At 71.9% G+C, this 19713-nt stretch carries 15 protein-coding genes and 2 riboswitches; of the genes, 14 read left to right on the top strand and 1 reads right to left on the bottom strand.

Annotation, left to right across the window (positions count from 1 at the left end; all coding sequences use genetic code 11):
- The first annotated feature begins 12 nt into the window (after positions 1 to 12).
- The 6 genes from ABT112_RS25285 to ABT112_RS25260 all read left to right on the top strand — a co-directional run bounded on the left by ABT112_RS25285 (position 13) and on the right by ABT112_RS25260 (position 2797).
- Complete coding sequence (locus ABT112_RS25285) at positions 13 to 1245, top strand: helix-turn-helix domain-containing protein (protein WP_351513231.1); 1233 nt, start codon at positions 13 to 15, stop codon at positions 1243 to 1245.
- 127 nt (positions 1246 to 1372) lie between these two features.
- Positions 1373 to 1816 (top strand): hypothetical protein, encoded by a 444-nt coding sequence (locus ABT112_RS25280; protein WP_351513229.1) that lies wholly within the window; start codon positions 1373 to 1375, stop codon positions 1814 to 1816.
- The gene (locus ABT112_RS25275) at positions 1813 to 2181 is read left to right on the top strand and encodes a DUF6415 family natural product biosynthesis protein (RefSeq protein WP_351513227.1); all 369 of its coding nucleotides are present in this window, start codon (positions 1813 to 1815) and stop codon (positions 2179 to 2181) included. Before ABT112_RS25280 ends, ABT112_RS25275 begins: the two co-directional genes overlap by 4 nt.
- Positions 2178 to 2369 carry a hypothetical protein gene (locus ABT112_RS25270; protein WP_351513225.1) on the top strand — a complete coding sequence of 64 codons (192 nt, stop codon included), beginning with the start codon at positions 2178 to 2180 and terminating at the stop codon, positions 2367 to 2369. The genes ABT112_RS25275 and ABT112_RS25270 overlap by 4 nt, the downstream gene beginning before the upstream one ends.
- A gap of 102 nt (positions 2370 to 2471) precedes the next feature.
- Entirely contained in the window at positions 2472 to 2639 is a 168-nt protein-coding gene (locus ABT112_RS25265; RefSeq protein WP_351513223.1) for a hypothetical protein, read from the top strand.
- Positions 2636 to 2797 (top strand): hypothetical protein, encoded by a 162-nt coding sequence (locus ABT112_RS25260; protein WP_351513221.1) that lies wholly within the window; start codon positions 2636 to 2638, stop codon positions 2795 to 2797. The genes ABT112_RS25265 and ABT112_RS25260 overlap by 4 nt, the downstream gene beginning before the upstream one ends.
- Before the next feature lie 48 nt (positions 2798 to 2845).
- On the opposite strand, the gene ABT112_RS25255 is transcribed toward ABT112_RS25260, so the two are convergent.
- Positions 2846 to 6646 carry an nSTAND1 domain-containing NTPase gene (locus ABT112_RS25255; RefSeq protein WP_351513220.1) on the bottom strand — a complete coding sequence of 1267 codons (3801 nt, stop codon included), beginning with the start codon at positions 6644 to 6646 and terminating at the stop codon, positions 2846 to 2848.
- Positions 6647 to 6866: 220 nt separating this feature from the next.
- On the opposite strand from ABT112_RS25255, the gene ABT112_RS25250 reads away from it, so the two are divergent.
- The 8 genes from ABT112_RS25250 to lipA all read left to right on the top strand — a co-directional run bounded on the left by ABT112_RS25250 (position 6867) and on the right by lipA (position 19112).
- On the top strand, positions 6867 to 7583 hold the full coding sequence (locus tag ABT112_RS25250; RefSeq protein WP_351513218.1) for a hypothetical protein: 717 nt from the start codon (positions 6867 to 6869) through the stop codon (positions 7581 to 7583).
- A 3-nt stretch (positions 7584 to 7586) separates the two neighbouring features.
- Complete coding sequence (locus ABT112_RS25245) at positions 7587 to 8084, top strand: hypothetical protein (protein WP_351513216.1); 498 nt, start codon at positions 7587 to 7589, stop codon at positions 8082 to 8084.
- Between the two features lie 666 nt (positions 8085 to 8750).
- A complete protein-coding gene (locus ABT112_RS25240; protein WP_351513250.1) occupies positions 8751 to 10382 on the top strand; it encodes an endonuclease/exonuclease/phosphatase family protein in 1632 nt (543 codons plus the stop codon).
- A 271-nt stretch (positions 10383 to 10653) separates the two neighbouring features.
- A complete protein-coding gene (locus ABT112_RS25235) occupies positions 10654 to 12516 on the top strand; it encodes a WD40 repeat domain-containing protein (RefSeq protein ID WP_351513214.1) in 1863 nt (620 codons plus the stop codon).
- Positions 12517 to 13032: 516 nt separating this feature from the next.
- A riboswitch (glycine riboswitch) is annotated at positions 13033 to 13128 on the top strand.
- A riboswitch (glycine riboswitch) is annotated at positions 13129 to 13226 on the top strand. It abuts the riboswitch before it with no gap.
- 52 nt (positions 13227 to 13278) lie between these two features.
- Positions 13279 to 16149 carry an aminomethyl-transferring glycine dehydrogenase gene (gene gcvP, locus ABT112_RS25230; RefSeq protein WP_351513212.1) on the top strand — a complete coding sequence of 957 codons (2871 nt, stop codon included), beginning with the start codon at positions 13279 to 13281 and terminating at the stop codon, positions 16147 to 16149.
- 180 nt (positions 16150 to 16329) lie between these two features.
- The gene (locus ABT112_RS25225; RefSeq protein ID WP_351513210.1) at positions 16330 to 17520 is read left to right on the top strand and encodes a glycine cleavage T C-terminal barrel domain-containing protein; all 1191 of its coding nucleotides are present in this window, start codon (positions 16330 to 16332) and stop codon (positions 17518 to 17520) included.
- A gap of 144 nt (positions 17521 to 17664) precedes the next feature.
- Positions 17665 to 18039 carry a glycine cleavage system protein GcvH gene (gene gcvH, locus ABT112_RS25220; protein ID WP_351513208.1) on the top strand — a complete coding sequence of 125 codons (375 nt, stop codon included), beginning with the start codon at positions 17665 to 17667 and terminating at the stop codon, positions 18037 to 18039.
- A gap of 113 nt (positions 18040 to 18152) precedes the next feature.
- The gene (gene lipA / locus ABT112_RS25215; RefSeq protein WP_351513206.1) at positions 18153 to 19112 is read left to right on the top strand and encodes a lipoyl synthase; all 960 of its coding nucleotides are present in this window, start codon (positions 18153 to 18155) and stop codon (positions 19110 to 19112) included.
- The last annotated feature ends 601 nt before the right edge of the window (positions 19113 to 19713 follow it).

Raw genomic sequence — 19713 nt, 5'->3', positions numbered from 1 at the left:
GATGGGGGCAGCATGACGACCGGCACGACCACGGGCCAGCGGATCCGCACGACCCGTCACATGCGACAGCTCTCCGCCCAGCAGCTCGCCGACAGAGTGCACGTCAGCTCGAACTACCTGCTCAAGATCGAGTCCGGAGCCCGGCGCGCGAGCCGCCGTATCCTGCTGGATCTGGCCCGCGCACTCCACGTCGGCATCGAGGTGCTCGACGGCCTGCCCGACTACGGCGAGGCCGAAGGCCAGGAGCGGGCACAGACGATCATCCCGGACCTCCGTCGCGTCCTCCTCACCTACGACAGCCCCGACGACCTCGACGTCACCCCGCGCGCCCTGCCTGTCCTCACTGCCGAGGTCGACCAGGTCTCCGCCCTGCGTCGGGACGCCGCCTACGCCGAGATGGGGCCGCTGCTCCCGTCGCTCGTCACCGAGCTGACGCACGTCGCACTCGGCGCCACCGGCCGGGACCAGCGCCGCGCCTACTGGGATCTCGCCCGGGTCTACCGTGCTGTGAACTCTCTCGCCCACAAGCTGGGGCATCACGACCTGTCGAACACGGCGTTGGACCGGGTGCGTTGGGCGGCCGACCGGTCCGGTGACCCGCTGATGCAGGTCACCGCCGGGTACCTCGTTGCCGGGGCGATGCTCCGGCAGGGCGCGATGGACGGGGCCCGGAGGAAGCTGCTGGGGTTGCGGGCCGAGCTGGGGCGACTGCAGTCGGAGGGCTGCTACACCGCGTCCGCTCTGGCTGTCGATGGTGGACTCCTCTTGAAGCTCGCCATCGTGGAGGCGCGGGCCGGGGACCACGCGGCGGTGCGGACGCTGCTGGACGAGACCCGCGAGGTGGCCCGCATGGCGGGTGACCTGGACGTGCTGGAGTACGAGACCAGCTTCGGCCCGACCAACATCCGGATCCACGAGGTAGCGGCGCTGCTGGAGATCGGGGCGACGGAGGAAGCGCTGGCGCGGGTCGGCGAGTGGGGCCGCGACGAGGGCCGGGGGCTGTGGACGCCGCCGGCGGGGACGGTCGGTGAGCGCGCGTCGCACCACTGGATTGATCTTGCGGCGGTGCAGCTCGCCGAGGGCGACCGGCACGGCTCGTTCGCTTCGCTCCAAGAGGCGCGGCGTATCGCCCCGGGGCACACGCGTTTCCGGCCGCAGGCGCGGGAGACCGTGGCCACGTTGGTGCGGCTGGACCGGCACTCGGAGGAGAGCCTCGCGGGCATGGCCCGGTGGATGGGCGCATAGCTGACGCTCAGTCACCAGTCAAGCAATATGCGCCAGTTCTCCCCTGGACAAAGCTGTCCACTCGAACCCCTTCACAGCGCGACAGGATCCCCTCACAGAACGCAACCGGAGTGTGAGGGGATCACCTGTGTCCGCTACCAACACCGAGGCCGCGCGCCGCTGGCTCGCCGCGGCCGACCCGGACCCCGTCCACGCCGACCGATGGTGGGACACCATGCAGGTCGCCCTCCTCCCCGTCGGACAGAAGTGGGACGCCGTGCGCTTGGGCGCCGACGACGGAATTCGCATCACCCAGCGAGACGACATCACCGGCCCCGTCATCCACGACTCGTACGGCCGCATCGCCTACGTCCTCGTCCCCCGCGGTACTTCCGCCACGTGGCAGGTCGACGGGACCGAGTGCTTCGGAGAGCTCTGCTACCTCGCCGTCCCGGCCCCGGAGCGCACCGAGCCGCCGGGCCCCTACTGGTTGCAGGCGCCCGACGGCTCCGGCCTGCTGACCGACCCCGCAACCCTTGCTGCCGCTCTCGCCGACCACGGCCCACAGCTGCCCGCGGAGGCGTTCGGATGAGCCGCGCCACCACCCCGCCCCCGGCCGACGAGGCAGCCGACCGGCCACCGGCGCAGCAGGACGTCGAGGACACGATCGAGCGGGCCCTCAACTCCGGCACCGGCCGTCTCGTCATGGCCGAGCTGACCGAGCTGAACGGGCTCTTCCGGGGGTACATCGCGTACCTCTACCCCGCGGCGGAGGCCGCCGTCGACCGGCTCTGGCACGGCAGCCTTGCTTGGTACAACGGCCGCTCCCGGCTTGACCGGCTCCGGGATCTGCTGGAGCAGCAGCTCGACGAGCGCCCGCTCTCCGCGCATATCCAGGTCACCACCCTGGCGCACGAGTGCCGGTGGCTCCTCGCTCAAGGACGAGAGCAGGGATGAGCGCCAAGCAGTGGTGCACCTGGTGCACCGGGCGAACGGATCAGCCGACGCTGATCGCCCTCATCGAGACGGGCAGCGGGCCCGGCGCGATCCAGTACGCCTGCCCGGACTGCATGCGCATCTACAGGCTTCGACCGTTCGACCCCATTCTGAGCGGCTGCCCCGTCTACGAGCGGCGCCGCATCTGACCGGGTCGCCGGCGGCGTTCCCCCTCCGTCGGCGGCCCGCCCCCACACCACACCTGCCCCCGACACACCGGGGGCTCTCACCCCGATGACAGCGGAGGCGCCGTGAGCACCTACAGCGAGTACGAGGACAAAGCCGAGAAGCGCGGCCGGAAGAAGGCGGGGCCGGGCGGAGACCAGGGCAACGGGCAGACGAGCGGCTGTATGGTCGTGGCGCCGGTGGCCGGCCTTTTACTCCTCGCCGCCGCCATGATCCGCCGGAGGCAGACATGAAGATCAGGACCGAACGGACCATCGTGCTTGATGATGGCGAGGTGTGCACAGACGGCGAGGGCACCCGCTTCTTCGGCGTTCCCGCCTGGAGGATCTGTCTCGTCCTGTGCGCCGCGATGCCGGTAGCGCTGCTCACGTACACGTACTCGGTGCGCTGATCGCCTGCGGGTTGGTGATCCGGCGAAACGGCCCCGCACCCCCCCCGGTCAGCAGATGTCGCGGTACGGGACCTCCCGGATGTGCGTGGACCAGTCGGCGCGTGACAGGCCGTCGCCCGCGCGTTCGCAGACGGCGGCGGTGGTGCGGGCGGGGTCGACGGGGTAGGCCCGGAGGGGGGTGCGGGTCCCGGCCACGAGCAGGGTCCGGTCGTCGTGGCTGAACGCGAGCGCCAGGACGGGGTCGGCGGCGGTGGTGAGCGTGGTCCCCAGCGGGCGGCCCGAGGCGGCGTCCCACAGCTGGACCGTGCCGTTCGTGCCCGCCACGGCCAGCGTCCTGCCGTCGTGCGAGTAGGTGAGGGCGGACACGGGCTCCCCCTTCCGGGGCCGGCCCGAGGACATTCCGGCGAGCGAACCCAGGTGACGCGCCCCGTCGCCGTCGTACACGCTCACCCGGCCGGAGGCGCCGCCCAGGGCGAGCCGTTCGCCGTCGGGGCTGTAGGCGAGCGCCCGGGCGTTCAGTTGCCCGGTGGTGTGCGGGGCCCGGCGGGCCGAGGGCAGGGCGAAGCCGCTCCCTTGCGTGGTGGCCAGCTGACGGCCGTCGGGGCGCACCGCCATGGCGCCGGTCGGAAGCGCTGACCAGGAGCCCATTCCGCTCAGGGACTCCTCGGTATGCTGCGCCACCTTGGTGCGGCGCTGCGCGTCCCACTTCTCCAGTGCTCCGGCGCCCCGGCGGAGGGCGAAGAGGGAGGAGCCGTCCGGGCTCAGTGCGATGGTCTCGGCGCTCTCCCACTCCTTGTCGTCCGCCGCGAGTACCAGCTCCGCCCGCTTGCGGTGTTCCCGCAGGTCCCACACCGTGATCCGCTCCGGGCGTGCCCTGGTCCCTCCCTCGTCCTCCGGGCGCGTCTGCTGCGCGCCGACTCCATAGGCAAGGGTCCGCCCGTCGAGGCTGAACGCCAGGTGTGCCCAGCACTGTTCGCTCTTCCGCAGCCGCCGGTCGGGCCTTCCGCAGTCGACCGGCGGCAGCGGGACCGCCCGGCCGCCGTGGGTGGGCCGCGCCTCGAACCGCATCCGCTCCCCGTCGCGGCGGGCGGTGACGACCAGCCGCCCGTCGGGGCTGAACGCGGCCTTCCGGGCCGGTTCCCGGCGCCGGGGGAGGGCGGTGGCGTCGCGCAGGAACAGCGTCCGCACGCTGCCGCTGCCGTCGCTGACCCCCTCCTGGTACCGGATCACGCCCCGCTCCGGATCGAGCCAGTGGCCCAGTGCGAAGTCGCTGGCCAGCCGGTGCGAGTAGACCTCTTCGGCGGAGTCCGCGGAGATCCGCCACAGCGTGATCCGCTGGTCGCCCACCGTGGAGACGAACCGTCCGTCGCGGCTGAACCGGACGCCGTCCAGCGTGTCGCCGTCGTAGGGGATCCGTACCGTCCTCCCGGACGTCAGGTCCCGGACGGCCGGCTTCTCGCTGCCGACGGCCAGTCTGCGGCCTCGCGGATCGAACTCCCACGCCTTGCCGCTGTCGGGGCTCTTGCCGGTACCGCAGACGGCGCGCGACAGCGTGGCCGAGCCGGGCGGGCGCACCCGGCGCCGCGCGGCGATGTCCCAGAGCTCCAGGGAGTGCCCCACGCACAGCGTCATGAGCCGGTCGTCCGGACTGACGACCGGCTGGTAGACGTCCTCGCCTTCGCGCTGGAACACCGAGCGTCCGCGGCGCACATCCCACAGCCGGACCGCATGGTCGCCGTCGACGAGCACCGTGCGCCCGCTCGGGGCGAACACGACATTCGAGTCCTCGGGGACGGGGACCGGGCGCGCGCCCACCGGTTTCCCCGTGTCGAGGTCACGGACCGTCACCCGACCGCCTGCCGTCACCAATAGCCGCCGCCCGTCCGGGGACAGGTCGACCACTTCCTCCCCGCGGGTCAGCCGGAGTGTGCCGGTCCGGCGGTGGCCGGGCACATCCCAGCGCTGTGCCCGTCCGTCCGCGACCCGCACCAGCGTCCGCCCGTCCGCGCTGACGTACGTGTCACCATCGGCGTTCGCGCCGGGCACGGTGAAGGAGTCCTGATCCTGCTGCGTCACCGCCCCCAGCAGCGCCGCGCGTGCTTCGTCGGTGTGGCTGATCCGCCATGCGGCGACGCTCAGCCGCAGCGCCGTCACCGGGTCGGTGGAGCGCAGGGTCTCCGCGGTCGACGCGACGCGGCGGGAGGTGGCCTCCGCGCGGCGCCGGTCACCCTCGCGGTTCTGCTGCCAGGCCGCCACTCCCGCGACCATCGCCAGGACCAGCAGCAGGGACAGCGTGCCCACCACGGCGCGGACCCGGCGGCGCTCGCGTCGGCGCCCGCCGCTGCTCGCGGTGAGGAACGCCCGCTCCAGGGAGGTGAGGGCGGCCCGTTCCCCGTCCGTGCCGAACGCCTCCTCCGCCTCCGCCAGCCGCGTCCCGCGGTACAGCGCGCCCGGATCCCGGTGCAGCCCCTGCCACGCCTTCGCGGCCTCCGTCAGTCTCCGGTGGACGCGCAGCCGTCCGCGGTCCTCCTCGATCCAGCCCCGCAGTCGCGGCCAGGCGGTGATCAGCGCTTCGTGGGCGAGGTCCACCACCCCGTCGTCGACGGTCACCAGGCGGGCCCGGACCAGGCGCTCCAGCACCACCGAGGTGTCGTCCGAGGCGTCCCCGGGTGTCCCGTCCGCTGCCAGCTCCGCCCGGTCCGTCGGGCGCCTGGTGTCCGGTGCGCCCTCGCCCGGGGTGATCAGCCGCAGCAGGATCCGGCGGGCCAGCTCCGCTTGGCGCGCGGACAGTTCGCCGTGGACCCGCTCCGCGGTGGCGGCGATCGCGCCGTGGACCCCGCCCACGGACTCGTACGCCTCCTCCGTCAGCGCCCGTCCGCGCCGCCGTCGCCAGGTCTCCAGCAGGGCGTGGGACATCAGCGGCAGGCCGCCCGGTTCGTCGGCGACCTCGGCCACGATCCGGGCGGTCAGCGACCGCTCCACGATCAGGCCCGCCGCGGCGGCCGGCTTCACGATCGCCTCGCGCAGCTCGGCCGGTCCCATCGGGCCGACGAGCAGCGTGGCGCCGCCCAGTGCGGCGGCCAGCCCGCGGTGTTCGGCGCACCGGCCGAAGAAGTCGGCCCGCACGGCGACGACGACGCGCAGCCGGCTCTCCGGTGCGCCCGCGGCGAGCAGCGCGTCGAGGAACTCCCGCCGCTCCGCCGGGTCCCGGCAGAGCGTGAACGTTTCCTCGAACTGATCGATGATCAACCAGGTGTCGCCGTCCCCCGCTTTCGGGATCAGCGCCGCGCGATGAGTGCGGGCGGGGTGCTCACCCGGCGTCAGGACCCGGACGACGGCGGGCGGCGGCGCCGACGGGTCACCGCCGCCGCTGCCGGCGTTCCGGAGCGCGGGGATCAGGCCCGCCCGCAGCAGTGAGGACTTGCCGCTTCCGGAGGGGCCGAAGACGGCGCTGAACCGGTTGCTCCGCGCCAGCTCCACGATGTCGGCGACGAGCCCGTCCCGGCCGAAGAAGCGTCCGTGGTCCCCCGGTTCGAAGCGGGCCAGGCCCCGATAGGGCGGGTCGGCGGTGTCGTCCCCGGCCCGCTCCACGGCCGCCGCCTCCGCCGCCTCCGCCGCGGCCTCCCGCCAGCGCGCCTCCCACTCCGCCCGGTCCCCGCCGCAGGCCTCGGCATACGCCAGCGCCACCGACAGCGAGGGCAACTGCTCGCCCGCCGCCGCCTGGGACAGCGCCGTCACCGAATACCGCGCCTGCTGCGCCATCGTGCGATAGGTCGGGCCTCCGACCTCCTGACGCAGCTTGCGCAGCTCGTGGGCGAAGCGCTGAACCGGACCCGCGCTCGGGTCCACCGGCCTCTCTCGGCGGCCCACCGTTCCCCCTCTGTTGTCCCCCGTGTGGAGCCCCGCTCCCCGTCGCACCGTCGGCGACCAGCGCCTTTCGTGATTGTTCCGTGCTTCGGAGGAGGGCTGCTGAACAACCGTACAGCCGCTGGAATGGCGGAGCGGTCGAGCCGCAGCGCCCCCGAGAGCGCAGGGCCCGTCCGCTGACGTCTACGGGAAAGGCAACAACGTGAACAGCTTGATCCGTACCCGCGGTCTCCGCGGTGCGATGGTGGCGTGTGCCGCGCTGACGCTGACCACGAGCGCGATACCGGCGTGGGCCGCCGGCTCCGCGGCCGAGTCCACTCCGTCCGCGGCCGCACCGCAGGCCTCCGGGTGGAGCGAGTCGAGGGTGACCCGGGGCGACGCCCCGCTCATCGCCACCACGCGGCCCGACGCACGGACCACATGGGTGGCGGGGGCGCGGTTCGTGGGCAGCGGGGACGACCTCGAGCTCGTGCCCGCCCTGTGGGAGCGCGACGAGCGCAAGGGCCCCGGCTGGAAGCGGGTGAAGACGGCGCCCGTGCCCCGGGGCGATGTCCGGTTCAACGACGTCGATGCCTCGTCGCCGCGCAACGCCATGCTGGTCGGTGACTACACCGAGCAGTCCCGTGGTGTGGTGACCCAGCGCTGGAACGGCAGGGCGTGGAAGTCCGCTGTCGCTCCGGTGCCGCGGGGGGCCGAGGGCGGCGGGTTGCTCTCCGTCGACACCCGCGCTCCCGGCGATGCCTGGGCAGCGGGGTATGCACAGGTACGCGCCGGAGGCCGCTCCAGCATCGTCGGAACAGTTCAGCACTGGGACGGCACCCGCTGGAAGGCGCAGAAGCTGCCGGACGTCACCGCGGGGGACAGGGACCTCTGGTGGCAGCTGTCGAGCGTCGCCGCTCTCGCCGCCGACGATGTGTAGGCCGTGGGCAGCACGGGCTTCTTCGAGTCGGGCAAGCCGGTGCTGCTGCACTACGACGGCACACGCTGGAGCAAGGTCGCCGTTCCCGGCGTCGGTGCCGCGCGCGCAGGGCTGAAGGACGTCGTCGCCGGGCCGGGCGGGCAGCTGTGGGCCGTGGGGGAGATCCAGGCGCCGGACAAGTCCTGGAAGGCGCTGGCGCTGCACTACAACGGCAGGAAGTGGACCGAAGTCCCGCTGCCGAACGGGACCGGGCGGCTCGGATCGGTCACGGTCAGCCGCGGGGAGCCCGTCGTCCTGGAGGAGAAGACGGAGGAGACCAGTGCCGCGCTCCGCTACACCGGCCGGAAGTGGGTGTCGATGAAGCTGCCCGCCGACGGCGCCGAGCCGCTGGCGGCGAGCGCCGTCTCGGCATCGGGCCGGACCGTCGACGTCGTCGGCTACCGCCCCGCCACGGGCTCCCAGTACGTGGGTCCCGGCGCGGTGCTGACCGCGCGGCGGTAGCGCGCGCGGGAGGGGGACGGGCGGGTGCCGCCCGTCCCTCTTTCCGTCCAGTCCGGCACCCCAACTGTGTCCGATTTTCGGACACAGTTGGGGTGCCGGACTGCAGTCACATCATGTCCGACCGTCACGGCCCTCCGTAGAAATGGTGTGTTGGCCGGAATTCTCCCCACTCCGGGGTGGATGTCAGGGACGTTGAGTCGTCAGGAAGCAGCTCCGGTGAGTCGCCTCGGTGTCCGGATTTCTCCGTGCCCCTCTTGTCGTGAGGGGAGGGGCGGCGGATGATTCGCGGCCTCCTGACCGTTTGCGGCGTCCTGTGCGGCGAGGGGACATGTCATTCCCGCAGGGGCGCTCATTGCATGAGGCATGTCCCGGGGGCGCCGGTATCGCAGTCGGCGGAGTCGAGGGAACCGCGCGTTCGGATTCCTTGGACGAGCCGGAATTCTTTGGACGAGTCGGGATTCCCGCTTCCGGGGCTCCCGGATCGATGCTTCGTCATGCAGGAAATGCTACGTGCGTGCACATGCCTGCCCGGCGAAAACACCTCCGGGCAGGGAGATTTCGCTGACCCGGAGAGAGGTCTGAGTGTCGGATCAATCAGGCGGTATCCCGCCGCGCTCGATCGGACGATGGAGACGTGGCAGCAGGGCACTGGTATTGGTGACCCTGATGGTGGCGACGTGGCTGGCCGTGCCGGTCGCACCCGCCGATGCGGCGGTGCGGGACCACACCGCGGTGACCTGGAACATGCAGGGTGCCACGAGTGGTGGGGAGAGCAACTGGACGAACCAGCTCAGGCAGTTGTTCACCATGCAGGGGGCCGACGTGGTGGCTCTTCAGGAAGCCGGCGCCGTTCCCCGCAGCGCTCTGGCCAACCGGCGGCGCACGTTCACCAGCTGGTCGAACGGGGTCGCCTACCAGGTCGTCGAATACCAGTGGCCCGGAACCAATCGTACCGGCGGCTATTACATCTACCACATGCTGACCGACCCCAACGGGAACCGGGTCAACCTCGCCATGGTGACGCGCGAAGAGGTCGACGAGGTCCACATCCTGCCGCCCCAGCGCGACGCGCGGGGGAATCCCGGAAGCAGGCCGATGTTCGGCGTGGAACTGGGCGACGGATCGGTGTTCTGGACCGCACACGCAGGGGCCTATGACAGAAATGACGCGGCGAACATCGTGGCTGCGGTCAGAACGGAAATGGCCGGAGTGGACTCGTGGGCCCTGCTCGCTGACTTCAACCGGTCGCCGGCTGCGCTCGTCAGCGACCCCGCGTGGCCGGGCAACACCGTTCGCGTGGTCAACTCCGGTCGTTCGACGCACCGCAACGGTGGCGAGTTGGACTACATGGTGACCAACGACTTCACCCCGGCCTACCGCGCCGCCCAACTGGGCGGTCCGATATCCGATCACCAACCCGTCTCGTTCGGAAGGAACCTGAGGGCAGCTGCCGGAGTGCCGGAAATGCTGACGAGCGGGCGCTGGAAGCAGCAGATGCTGTGCGCGAGCGCGGCGGACAACTCGGTGTGGCTGCGTGGCCCGGAGGCCGACCAGGGGTACTGCCAGTGGATGAAATACCCCGTGGGCAACGATCACTTCGTGCTGTACAACCTGGGCAAGGACCAGGTCATGGCCTACGAGGGCGGTAACGGCGGGCCCCTGGTGATGCAGGACTACGATCCTCGCGGCCGCGATCAGCAGTACTTCTCGTGGGGCAAAGAGGAGGATTGGGGCGCCTCGGCTCTGCGGTCCTACCTCGACCCGGGACAGAACATCGACGCCAAGGCCACCGGCAGCGACACGCCCCGTACCGGTCCGCTCCACACCCGCGGCTGGCGCCATGGCGACCAGATGGAACTCACCTGGAACACCAGAGACCAGGAGTACGTCGCGAGTGGCGCCTTCCCCGGCTACAACCTCTGCGCGAGCGACGCGAACAACTCCGTATGGCTCAAGGACGATGCCCATGCCGATGCGGGCTGCCAGTGGTTCCAGGTGGGTGGCAATGACAAATTCGCCCTCTACAACCCGGCCATCGGCAAGGTCATGGCCTACGAGGGCGGTAACGGTGGGCCGGTGGTGATGCAGAACCACGATCTCTGGGGCCGTGATGAGCAGTACTTCTCGTGGGGCAAAGAGGAGGATTGGCACGCCTCGGCTCTGCAGTCCTACCTCGACAGCGGGCAGGACGTCGATGCCAAGGCGACGGATACGGACACACCCCGTAAGGACGCCGTGCACACCCGTGGCTGGCGTCACGGCTTCCAGCGAGAGCTGACCTGGAAGGCCGCGCAGTAGGCCGGGCTCCCACAGGCCGTCCGGATGCCGTGTCGGGGCGGACCGCGACCACGGTCCGCCCCGACAGGGCGGTCTGTGACACACATGCGCTGACACACGTGCAATGACACACGTGCGCTGATGCGCGATGTGCGGTGCGGCCGGTGCCCGGGGCCGGCGATCCCGGGCGTGGTGCGCGGCGAGGGCGGCCGAGGGGCCGGAACGCGCGCGGACTGCGACGCAACCGGACCGACGACAACCGGACTTGGCCGAAAACCGTACGATGCCCTGCGTGGCAGAGATCATTGACTACGGGCGGTTCGCCGAGCGGCTGCAGGAGAAGCGGTCGCGCTGGGCGTTGCTGGACGAGGTTCAGCGTGAGTGGGGCTACGAGGATCCGGGGGGTGAGCCGCCGCATTCCCGCTGGGGCGGGGAGAACTCGGAGTACGGGATCGACGAGGACCTTCCCATACCGGAGGCGCTCGGCGAGTGGTGGGACTCGCCGGTCAACTCCTTCGCCTTCCGGCCGCGGCTGTACTGGACGCACACCCAGTGGCCGCCGAGCATCGCCGGGGACGAGCTTCCGGACGACACCCCGCATCTCGGCGCGGACGAGGACCTGCGGGTCTGCGTCTTCATGTCCGAGTACCAGTACTGCAATCAGTGGGGTTACCTCGCCGCGGAGGCCGGCCGGCCGGATCCGCGGGTCTTCGTCAGCACCGGTGACGGCTGGGTGGTGCAGTCCCGCTCCCTCTCGGAGTTCTTCCTCCAGCTGGCCATGGAGCGGATGCCGGGGAACTTCGGCTGGAGCCTGCGGATCCACCGCACGGTGGTGGAGGACGACGCGGCGATCGTCGAGCGGCTCCGCGCGTCCTACCGGGAGCTGGGACTGCTGCCGTGGCAGGAGATGGGCACCGACGCGCTGTCGTACGGCGGACCGGACGCGCTGATCCGCCACGGCCGGGGCCCGGGCGCGGACTTCGCGATCGTGATCCACGGACGCACGCGCGAGGCGCTGGTCCAGGTCGCCGACACCCTGGGAGTCCCGTACGAGGACGGGGACATCAAGGGGCCCAGCGAGGTGCCGGCGCCCCTGGAGGACCTTCGCCCGGTGGCACTCGCGGCCGGGGACACCGACGACCGGGGACGGTGGACGGTGGTGTCGGCGGGCGCCGCGCCGGAGGAGCCCGCCGTTCCCCGCGTGACCGGCCTCGACGAGGTGACCGGCCGTACGGTGGTGACGGCCGATCAGGACGGGACCACGGTCGTCGCGGGGGATCGTGACGGAGCGATCCACCTCTGGGCGACGGATGGTGAGGCGCCGTCCGAGGCCGAGAGCCGTGCCCTGCACCGCGCGCCGGTGACCGGGGCCGGCTGCGTACGGATGGACAGCGGCCGGCGCGTGGTGGTCAGCGGCGACTCGAACGGCGTCCTCCGCTTCTGGCTGACGGACAAGGCCCCGCGGCGGAGCCCGTTCGACCGCAGGCGGACGGCGGTCACGGCGGTCGCCGCCGGGAAGCCCGGCACCGGCCCGGCGGTGGCGGCCGCGTGGGCGGACGGCCTGGTCCGCGTGTGGGACCTCTACACCGACGTCGTCGCGGATCTGCGGCTCGGCACCGGGATCCAGGGCCTGGCCCTGGACGCCGACGGCCTGCTGCGGGTGACCGGCCCGGACGGCACCGCCGTGCTGCGGCTGGACCTGGACCGGCTCTGGCCGACGCGGAAGATGCGGGAGCAGCTCGACGAGATCGACTGGAGCTCCTTCTGGACCGCGCGCGGGCCGGCCGACGAGAACGGCGTGTCCGACCTGATCGTCCGGATCGGCTCCGATGACGAGGCCACGGCCAAGCAGGCCGTCCACGACCTGTACCGGCTGATCGTGTCCAAGGACGGCTCCCTGACGGCGGCCGCCCCCGCCGTACCGTTCCTGGTCGAGCTCATGACCGACCCGGCCAACCGGGCCCGCGGGACCCTGCTGCTCCTCATCGCCGATATCGCCGACCTCCCGGACGCCCGGGGCGACCGGGGCCGGGCGCAGCGCGCGGCGGTTCAGGAGGCACTGCCCGTCCTGCTGCCGCTGCTGGAGGACGACGACACGTCCGTGCGGTGGGCCGCCGGGGAGCTCCAGCGGATCTGCGCCGGGCCGACGGCGTAGCGACCCTCGCGTCGCCCGGCGGAGCCGACGGCTCCGCCGGGCGAGGCCGGCCGTGCGGGGGCAACCGCACCGGGGGCGAGCGCCGCTCCGACCGGCACTGGAAGCGAGCGCCGTTCCCCTCGACCGGACCGGGAGCACGTGCCGTTCCCCTCGACCGGCACCGGGGCGAGCGTCGCTCCCCTGTGCCGGGAACGGCGCTCGCGGTCGGTGCCGCGTCACGGATCCGGCCGAACGCTGGACACTACTTGCGAGTAGTCCGGCGCTCGCCCGTGCCGAGCAGCGTTTGTGCAGCTCAGAGTGCCCGTCCTGGGCAGATGCCGTTACGGGAGCGTCCACCGAGCAGACTCTTGACGGCGGTGTTCCGGTGCCCGTACGTTGCCTCCCGAAAGACCCGACAACCGCATACACCGCTGACGATTCTGCGCGGGAGAGCTCACGTCGTCCCACGACGTGGCGCCGAAGGCCGCTGTACCCCCGGCCTCACCGCCGGGCCCGACAACTCCACATCGCGCTGTTCGAACCGAAGCGGGAGAGCCCTCGCCCACCCTTGGCGAGGCGCCGAAGGAGCAACTCTCCCCAGAATCTCTCAGGCCCCACTACCGCTTCGGCCAGGCGACTCTGGAAAGACAGGACGTCATGTCCTGCGCCCACGGTGCAAACCGCCGGACCCGGTGGTGAAGCTCTCAGGTACCGATGACAGAGCGGGGAGGCCACCCGTCCCCGGCACCGCGATCGCGGTGCCCCCACAGGGAGCCTCCCACCATGACCTTTCCCGAGTCCTCCGCGTCGGGTGCGTTCGCCACCCGTCACATCGGTGTCGACGACGCCGACCGCGCCGCCATGCTGTCCGAAGTCGGCTACCCGACGCTCGCCGCCCTCATCGACGCCGCCGTCCCGAGCGGCATCCGGAGCCCGTCCGGCCTGAACCTGCCCCCCGCCGCCACCGAGGCCGAGGCCCGCTCCGAACTGCAGGAGCTCGCGGGCCGGAACACCGTGGCCGTCCCGATGAACGGACTGGGCTACCACGCGACCACCACACCCGCCGTGATCCGGCGCAACGTGCTGGAGGACCCGTCGTGGTACACCGCTTACACGCCGTACCAGCCGGAGATCAGCCAGGGCCGGCTCGAAGCACTGATCAACTTCCAGACCATGGTCGGAGACCTCACCGGACTGCCGACCGCCAACGCGTCGCTGCTCGACGAGGGCACGGCGGTCGCCGAGGCCGTCACGGTCATGCGCCGCGTCGCCCGCAAGGGCCGCCCCCGCGTCCTGGTCGACCGCGACACCCTGCCGCAGACCCTCGACGTCCTGCGCACCCGTGCGGCCGCGGTCGGCGTCGAGGTCGTCGAGATCGACGTCGCCGAACCGCTGCCGGAGGACGACTTCTTCGGAGTGGTGCTGTCCTACCCCGGCTGCTCGGGAGCCGTCCGCGACCTGCGCCGGGTGACCGCCGCGGCACGGGAGCGCGGGGCGCTGGTCACGGTGGCCGCCGACCTGCTGGCGCTCACGCTGCTCGTGCCGCCGGGGGAGTTCGGCGCCGACATCGTCGTGGGCTCGTCCCAGCGGTTCGGTGTCCCGCTGTTCTACGGCGGGCCGCACGCGGGCTGCATCGCGGTCCGCGGAGGGCTCGAACGCCACCTGCCCGGCCGGCTCGTGGGCGTGTCCGTGGACAACGCCGGACGGCCGGCGTACCGCCTCGCCCTGCAGACCCGCGAGCAGCACATCCGCCGCGACAAGGCGACCTCCAACATCTGCACGGCGCAGGTCCTGCTCGCCGTGGTCGCCTCGATGTACGCCGTGTACCACGGCCCCGACGGCCTGACCTCGATCGCCCGACGGACGCACCGGCACGCCACACGCATCGCCGCGGGTCTGCGGGACAGCGGGATCACGGTGGTGCACCGGGAGTTCTTCGACACCCTGCTCGTACGGGTCCCCGGCCGCGCCGAGGAGGTCGTCGCGGCCGCGCACGACCGGGGGCTGCTGCTGCGGCTGGTGGACGGCGACCACGTCGGCGTCTCCTGCTCCGAGGCCACCTCCCCGGACCACGTCCGTCGGGTGTTCGCCGCCTTCGGCGCGGCGGGGGACGAGGCGGGGGACGACCCGGACCGGCCGGCGGCCGGCGCTCCGACGGCGCTTCCGGAGGACCTGCGGCGCACATCCCCCTTCCTCACCCACCCGGTCTTCCACCGGCACCGTTCGGAGACCGCGATGCTGCGCTATCTGCGCAAGCTCTCCGACCGTGACTTCGCGCTGGACCGCGGGATGATCCCGCTCGGGTCCTGCACGATGAAGCTCAACGCGACCACGGAGATGGAGCCGGTCAGCCTGCCCGGCTTCGCCGACCTGCACCCCTTCGCGCCCCTCAGCGACGCCGCCGGGTACCTGGCCCTGGTCGAACAGCTGGAGACATGGCTGGCCGAGGTCACCGGGTACGCCAAGGTCTCCGTCCAGCCCAACGCCGGCTCGCAGGGCGAGCTCGCCGGCCTCCTGGCGATCCGCCGCTACCACGAGGCCAACGGCGGGGCCGGACGCGATGTGTGCCTGATCCCGGCCAGCGCGCACGGCACCAACGCCGCCTCCGCCGCCATGGCCGGGATGCGCGTCGTCGTGGTGGCGTCGCGGCCCGACGGCACGGTCGATCTCGACGACCTCGCGGCGAAGTGCTCGGGGCACTCCGACGACCTGGCCGCCATCATGGTGACCTACCCCTCCACGCACGGCGTCTACGAGGACGGCATCACCCGGCTCTGCGAGCTGGTGCACGAGCACGGCGGACAGGTCTACGTCGACGGCGCCAACCTCAACGCGCTGCTCGGAGTCGCCAGGCCCGGCGATTTCGGTGGCGATGTGTCCCACCTCAATCTGCACAAGACGTTCTGCATCCCGCACGGTGGCGGCGGGCCGGGAGTCGGCCCGGTCGCGGTGGCCGCACACCTCGCGCCGTACCTGCCCACCCACCCGCTGCACCCCGAAACCGGGCGTCGCGACGGGATCGGGGCGGTGAGCGCCGCACCGTTCGGCAGCGCCGGCATCCTGCCGATCCCGTGGGCCTACATCCGGATGATGGGCGCGGAGGGGCTGGCCGAGGCCACCCGGACGGCCGTGCTGAGCGCCAACTACGTGGCCCGCCGCCTCGCACCCCACTTCCCCGTCCTCTACGCCGGGGAGTCGGGCCTCGTCGCGCACGAGTGCATCCTCGACGTACGCCCGCTCACCGCCGCCACGGGAGTCACGGTCGACGACATCGCCAAGCGGCTCATCGACCACGGCTTCCACGCGCCGACGATGAGCTTTCCGGTCCCCGGCACGCTGATGGTCGAACCGACGGAGAGCGAGAACCTCGCCGAACTGGACCGCTTCTGCGCGGCGATGATCGCCATCCGTGCGGAGATCGACCTGCTGGAGCGGGGGGTCTGGTCCCTGGAGGACAGCCCGCTGCGGCAGGCGCCGCACACCGCCGCCGCGATCGCCGGCGAGTGGACCCGCGCCTATTCGCGCGAGCGGGCGGCCTTCCCCGCGGGCGTCACGCCCGACAAGTACTGGCCGCCGGTCGGCCGGGTCGACCAGGCACACGGAGACCGCAACCTGGTCTGCTCCTGCCCGCCTCCCGAAGCGTTCGCGTCCTGACCTGACCTGACCTGACCTGACCTGACCTGACCTGACCTGACCTGACCGGTCGCGGTCCGCGTCGTGCCCGGCCGGTCACCGTCCGCGTCCTGCACCGGCTGGCCACCGTCCGAGTCCCGACCCGGCCGGTGACGGTCCGAGTTTTGTCCCGACCGGCTCACGGTCCGAAGAGGAACCACCATGGCGAAGAAGACACCCCTGCACGCCCTCCACACGGAGCTCGGCGCGACGTTCACCGACTGCGGCGGCTGGTCCATGCCCCTGCGCTACACCTCCGAGCTCGCCGAGCACCACGCCGTACGGACCACCGCCGGCCTCTTCGACCTCACCCACCTGGGAGAGGCCGAGGTGTCCGGCCCCGAGGCGGGGCGAGCCCTCGACCACGCCCTGACCGGACAGCCGTCGAGGATCGCTGTCGGCCGGGGGTGCTCCTCGGTGCTGGTCCACGAGACCGGCGGAGTCCTCGACGACCTCGTCGTCCACCGCCTGGCCGAGACGCGCTACCGCATCGTGGCCAACGCCGGAAACGCGATGGTCGTGCTCTCCCAGCTGCGTGACCGGGTCGACGGCTACGCCGCCACGATCCGGAACGCCTCCGGAGACCGGGCCCTGATCGCGGTCCAGGGCCCGGCGGCCCAGGCGATCATCGGCGCAGTGGCCGACAGGGATGTGGTGTCGCTGGAGCACAACGCCATCACCCCGGCGCGACTGGGCGGCCGTGAGGTGTTGCTCGCCCGCACCGCAGGTACTGGCAGTACTGGCAGTACCGGCGGCACCGGCAGTACCGGCGGCACCGGCAGTACCGGCGGCACCGGCAGTACCGGAGGCGCCGGCGGCATCGGCGAGGACGGCTTCGGGGTCCACTGCCGCCCCGCGGACGCCGAGGCCCTCTGGCGGACCATCAGCGCGGCGGGCACGGGCCACGGCCTCCTCGCCTGCGGCCTGGCCTGCCGCTACACGCTGCGCCTGGAGGCCGGGACGCCGTCGTGCGGACGGGAACTCACGCCCCGCACCACGCCGTTCGAAGCGGGGCTGGGCCACGCCGTGACCTTCGGGAAGCCCGGCGGGTTCGTCGGCGAGGCCGCTCTGGCCGCCCGTCGTGACCAGGGCCCGACCCGCGTGCTGGTCGGGCTGACCTCGACGGGACGACGGGCTCCGCGCACCGGCTGCGCCGTCCTCGCCCCGGACACCGGGGAGCACATCGGCGAGGTCACCTCGGGCGCGCTGTCGCCCACCCTCGGCCACCCCGTGGCTCTGGCCTACCTGCGGACCGACCGCAGCGCTCCCGGCACCGAGGTGCTCGTCGACATCCGGGGCGGCCACGAGCACGCCCGGGTCGTCGAGCTGCCTTTCCACCGCCGCCCGGCCTGATCACCACGACCTGCGCCTGATCATCGCCACCTGCGCCTGATGCCCGCCACCTGCGCGTGACTGCCACCGCACACGCCTGATGCACCACCGCCTACGCCGGATCGCCACCGCACCCGCTTGATCACCACCACAGGAGAACAGCTCATGAGCCTGCCCCCCGACCTGCACTACACCCGCGACCACGAGTGGATCGCGAGCGAGGGCGACGTGTCGACCGTCGGTGTCACCGCCCACGCCTCCGACGCGCTCGGCGACGTCGTCCACCTCGACCTGCCCGCCGTCGGCACGACGATCACGGCCGGCGAGGTGTGCGGAGAGATCGAGTCGACCAAGTCCGTGAGCGACCTGTTCGCTCCCGCGGACGGTGAGGTCCTCGAGATCAACGAAGCCGCCGTGACCGACCCCGGCCTGGTCAACTCCGACCCGTACGGGGCCGGCTGGCTGTTCCGGATGCGGATCACCCGTACGCCGGACCTGCTGGACGCCACCGCCTACGCGGCACTCACGGAAGGAGCGTGACATGTCGATCCTCGACCGTCGGCTCGCCGACTTCGACCCGGCCCTCACCGCCGAGCTGCGGGCCCCGGTGACAGAGCTCGCCGACGCCCACCCGCTGTACCCGGAGCTGTGACATGAGCGATGCCCTCACCCCCGCCGCCTCGCCCGACGGCCGCAGGCTGCTGCGGCTGGAGGTGCGCAACAGCCGGACGCCCGTGGAGCGCAAGCCCGAGTGGATGAGAACCCGGGTGCGCATGGGGCCGCAGTACACCGCGCTGCGCGCACAGGTGCAGGCCGAAGGGCTGCACACCGTGTGCCAGGAGGCCGGATGCCCGAACATCTTCGAGTGCTGGGAGGACCGCGAGGCGACCTTCCTCATCGGCGGCGATCAGTGCACCCGGCGCTGCGACTTCTGCCAGATCGACACCGGCAGGCCGCAGGCGCTGGACCGGGACGAGCCGCGCCGGGTCGCGGAGTCGGTGGCCACGATGAAGCTGCGGTACGCCACGATCACCGGGGTGGCCCGCGACGACCTGCCCGACGGCGGCGCCTGGCTGTACGGCGAGACGGTCCGACAGATCCACGCGCTGAACCCGGGCACCGGGGTGGAGAACCTCATCCCGGACTTCGGCGGTGACCCCGCGCTGCTGACCGAGGTCTTCGAGTCCCGCCCGGAAGTCCTGGCCCACAACGTGGAGACGGTGCCACGGATCTTCAAACGGATCCGGCCCGCGTTCCGCTACGACCGGTCGCTCGGTGTGCTCACCGCGGCGCGGGAGTTCGGCCTGGTCACCAAGTCGAACCTGATCCTGGGCCTGGGGGAGACCCGGTCGGAGATCTCCACCGCGCTGGCCGACCTGCACGCCGCCGGCTGCGACCTGATCACCATCACCCAGTACCTGCGCCCCTCGGCACGGCACCACCCGGTGGACCGGTGGGTCCGTCCCGAGGAGTTCGTCGAACTCCGGGAAGAGGCCGAGGAGATCGGTTTCGCGGGAGTGCTGTCCGGACCGCTGGTCCGGTCCTCCTACCGCGCCGGACGGCTCTACCAGCAGGCCCGGGAGCGGAGGCCCCGGCAGCAGCCGCACGACTGACGAACCGGCCCGATCTCCGGTGGACCGCACGGGGGGCCCATCGGCCGCGCGGGCCTGCCCGCGCTCGACCCATCACCCGCGAACATCTCTCCAGCGACCACATCGTCGTCGCCACTGGATCCAAGCCCGTCGTGTGGGGCGGCGGCGGCACCTGTATGGGTGGACGGCACACGACACGTGTCCGGACAGCCCTGCCGACAGGTGGTCGTCCCGCCATGCGCGTGCCGCGGCCGATGGGGCTGCCGTAGTTCACGGTACTGATGCATCACCAGTGTTCGTTGTGGCGCACATCACGTCATGCTGGTGATGTATTTGCGGCTTATGTATCTCTATGTGCATTCGCTGCATTCTGGACGGGTGTGCGAATCGATGCGTAGCGTAATCTTCACGATTTCGTCCAGAATCGTTCACAAAATAATCATGGGGTCTGAGGAGGCCCTGTGGGGGGAGTCAGGCATGCCTCGGGGGAGTTGGCGGCGGGCTCGGGTGCCCGGCGTGGTGTTGGCTGCGGCGGTGGCGCTGGGGGTGTTTCCGTCGCACGGTGTGCAGTCCGCTGTCGCACAGGAGCCGCCCCGTCAGGCGGCCGTCAAACACGCCAAGA

The sequence above is a fragment of the Streptomyces sp. NPDC002055 genome (assembly GCF_040296705.1).
In the GTDB taxonomy this organism is placed as follows: domain Bacteria; phylum Actinomycetota; class Actinomycetes; order Streptomycetales; family Streptomycetaceae; genus Streptomyces.
The sequence above is the reverse complement of the archived record's forward strand: the minus strand, read 5'-3'. Positions and strand labels throughout refer to the sequence as shown.

Coding starts and splice junctions, on each gene's coding strand:
- ABT112_RS25285 (WP_351513231.1), top strand. CDS start 13: ATGACGACCGGCACGACCACGGGCCAGCGGATCCGCACGACCCGTCAC.
- ABT112_RS25275 (WP_351513227.1), top strand. CDS start 1,813: ATGAGCCGCGCCACCACCCCGCCCCCGGCCGACGAGGCAGCCGACCGG.
- ABT112_RS25270 (WP_351513225.1), top strand. CDS start 2,178: ATGAGCGCCAAGCAGTGGTGCACCTGGTGCACCGGGCGAACGGATCAG.
- ABT112_RS25260 (WP_351513221.1), top strand. CDS start 2,636: ATGAAGATCAGGACCGAACGGACCATCGTGCTTGATGATGGCGAGGTG.
- ABT112_RS25240 (WP_351513250.1), top strand. CDS start 8,751: ATGGTGGCGACGTGGCTGGCCGTGCCGGTCGCACCCGCCGATGCGGCG.
- gcvP (WP_351513212.1), top strand. CDS start 13,279: ATGACCTTTCCCGAGTCCTCCGCGTCGGGTGCGTTCGCCACCCGTCAC.
- ABT112_RS25225 (WP_351513210.1), top strand. CDS start 16,330: ATGGCGAAGAAGACACCCCTGCACGCCCTCCACACGGAGCTCGGCGCG.
- gcvH (WP_351513208.1), top strand. CDS start 17,665: ATGAGCCTGCCCCCCGACCTGCACTACACCCGCGACCACGAGTGGATC.
- lipA (WP_351513206.1), top strand. CDS start 18,153: ATGAGCGATGCCCTCACCCCCGCCGCCTCGCCCGACGGCCGCAGGCTG.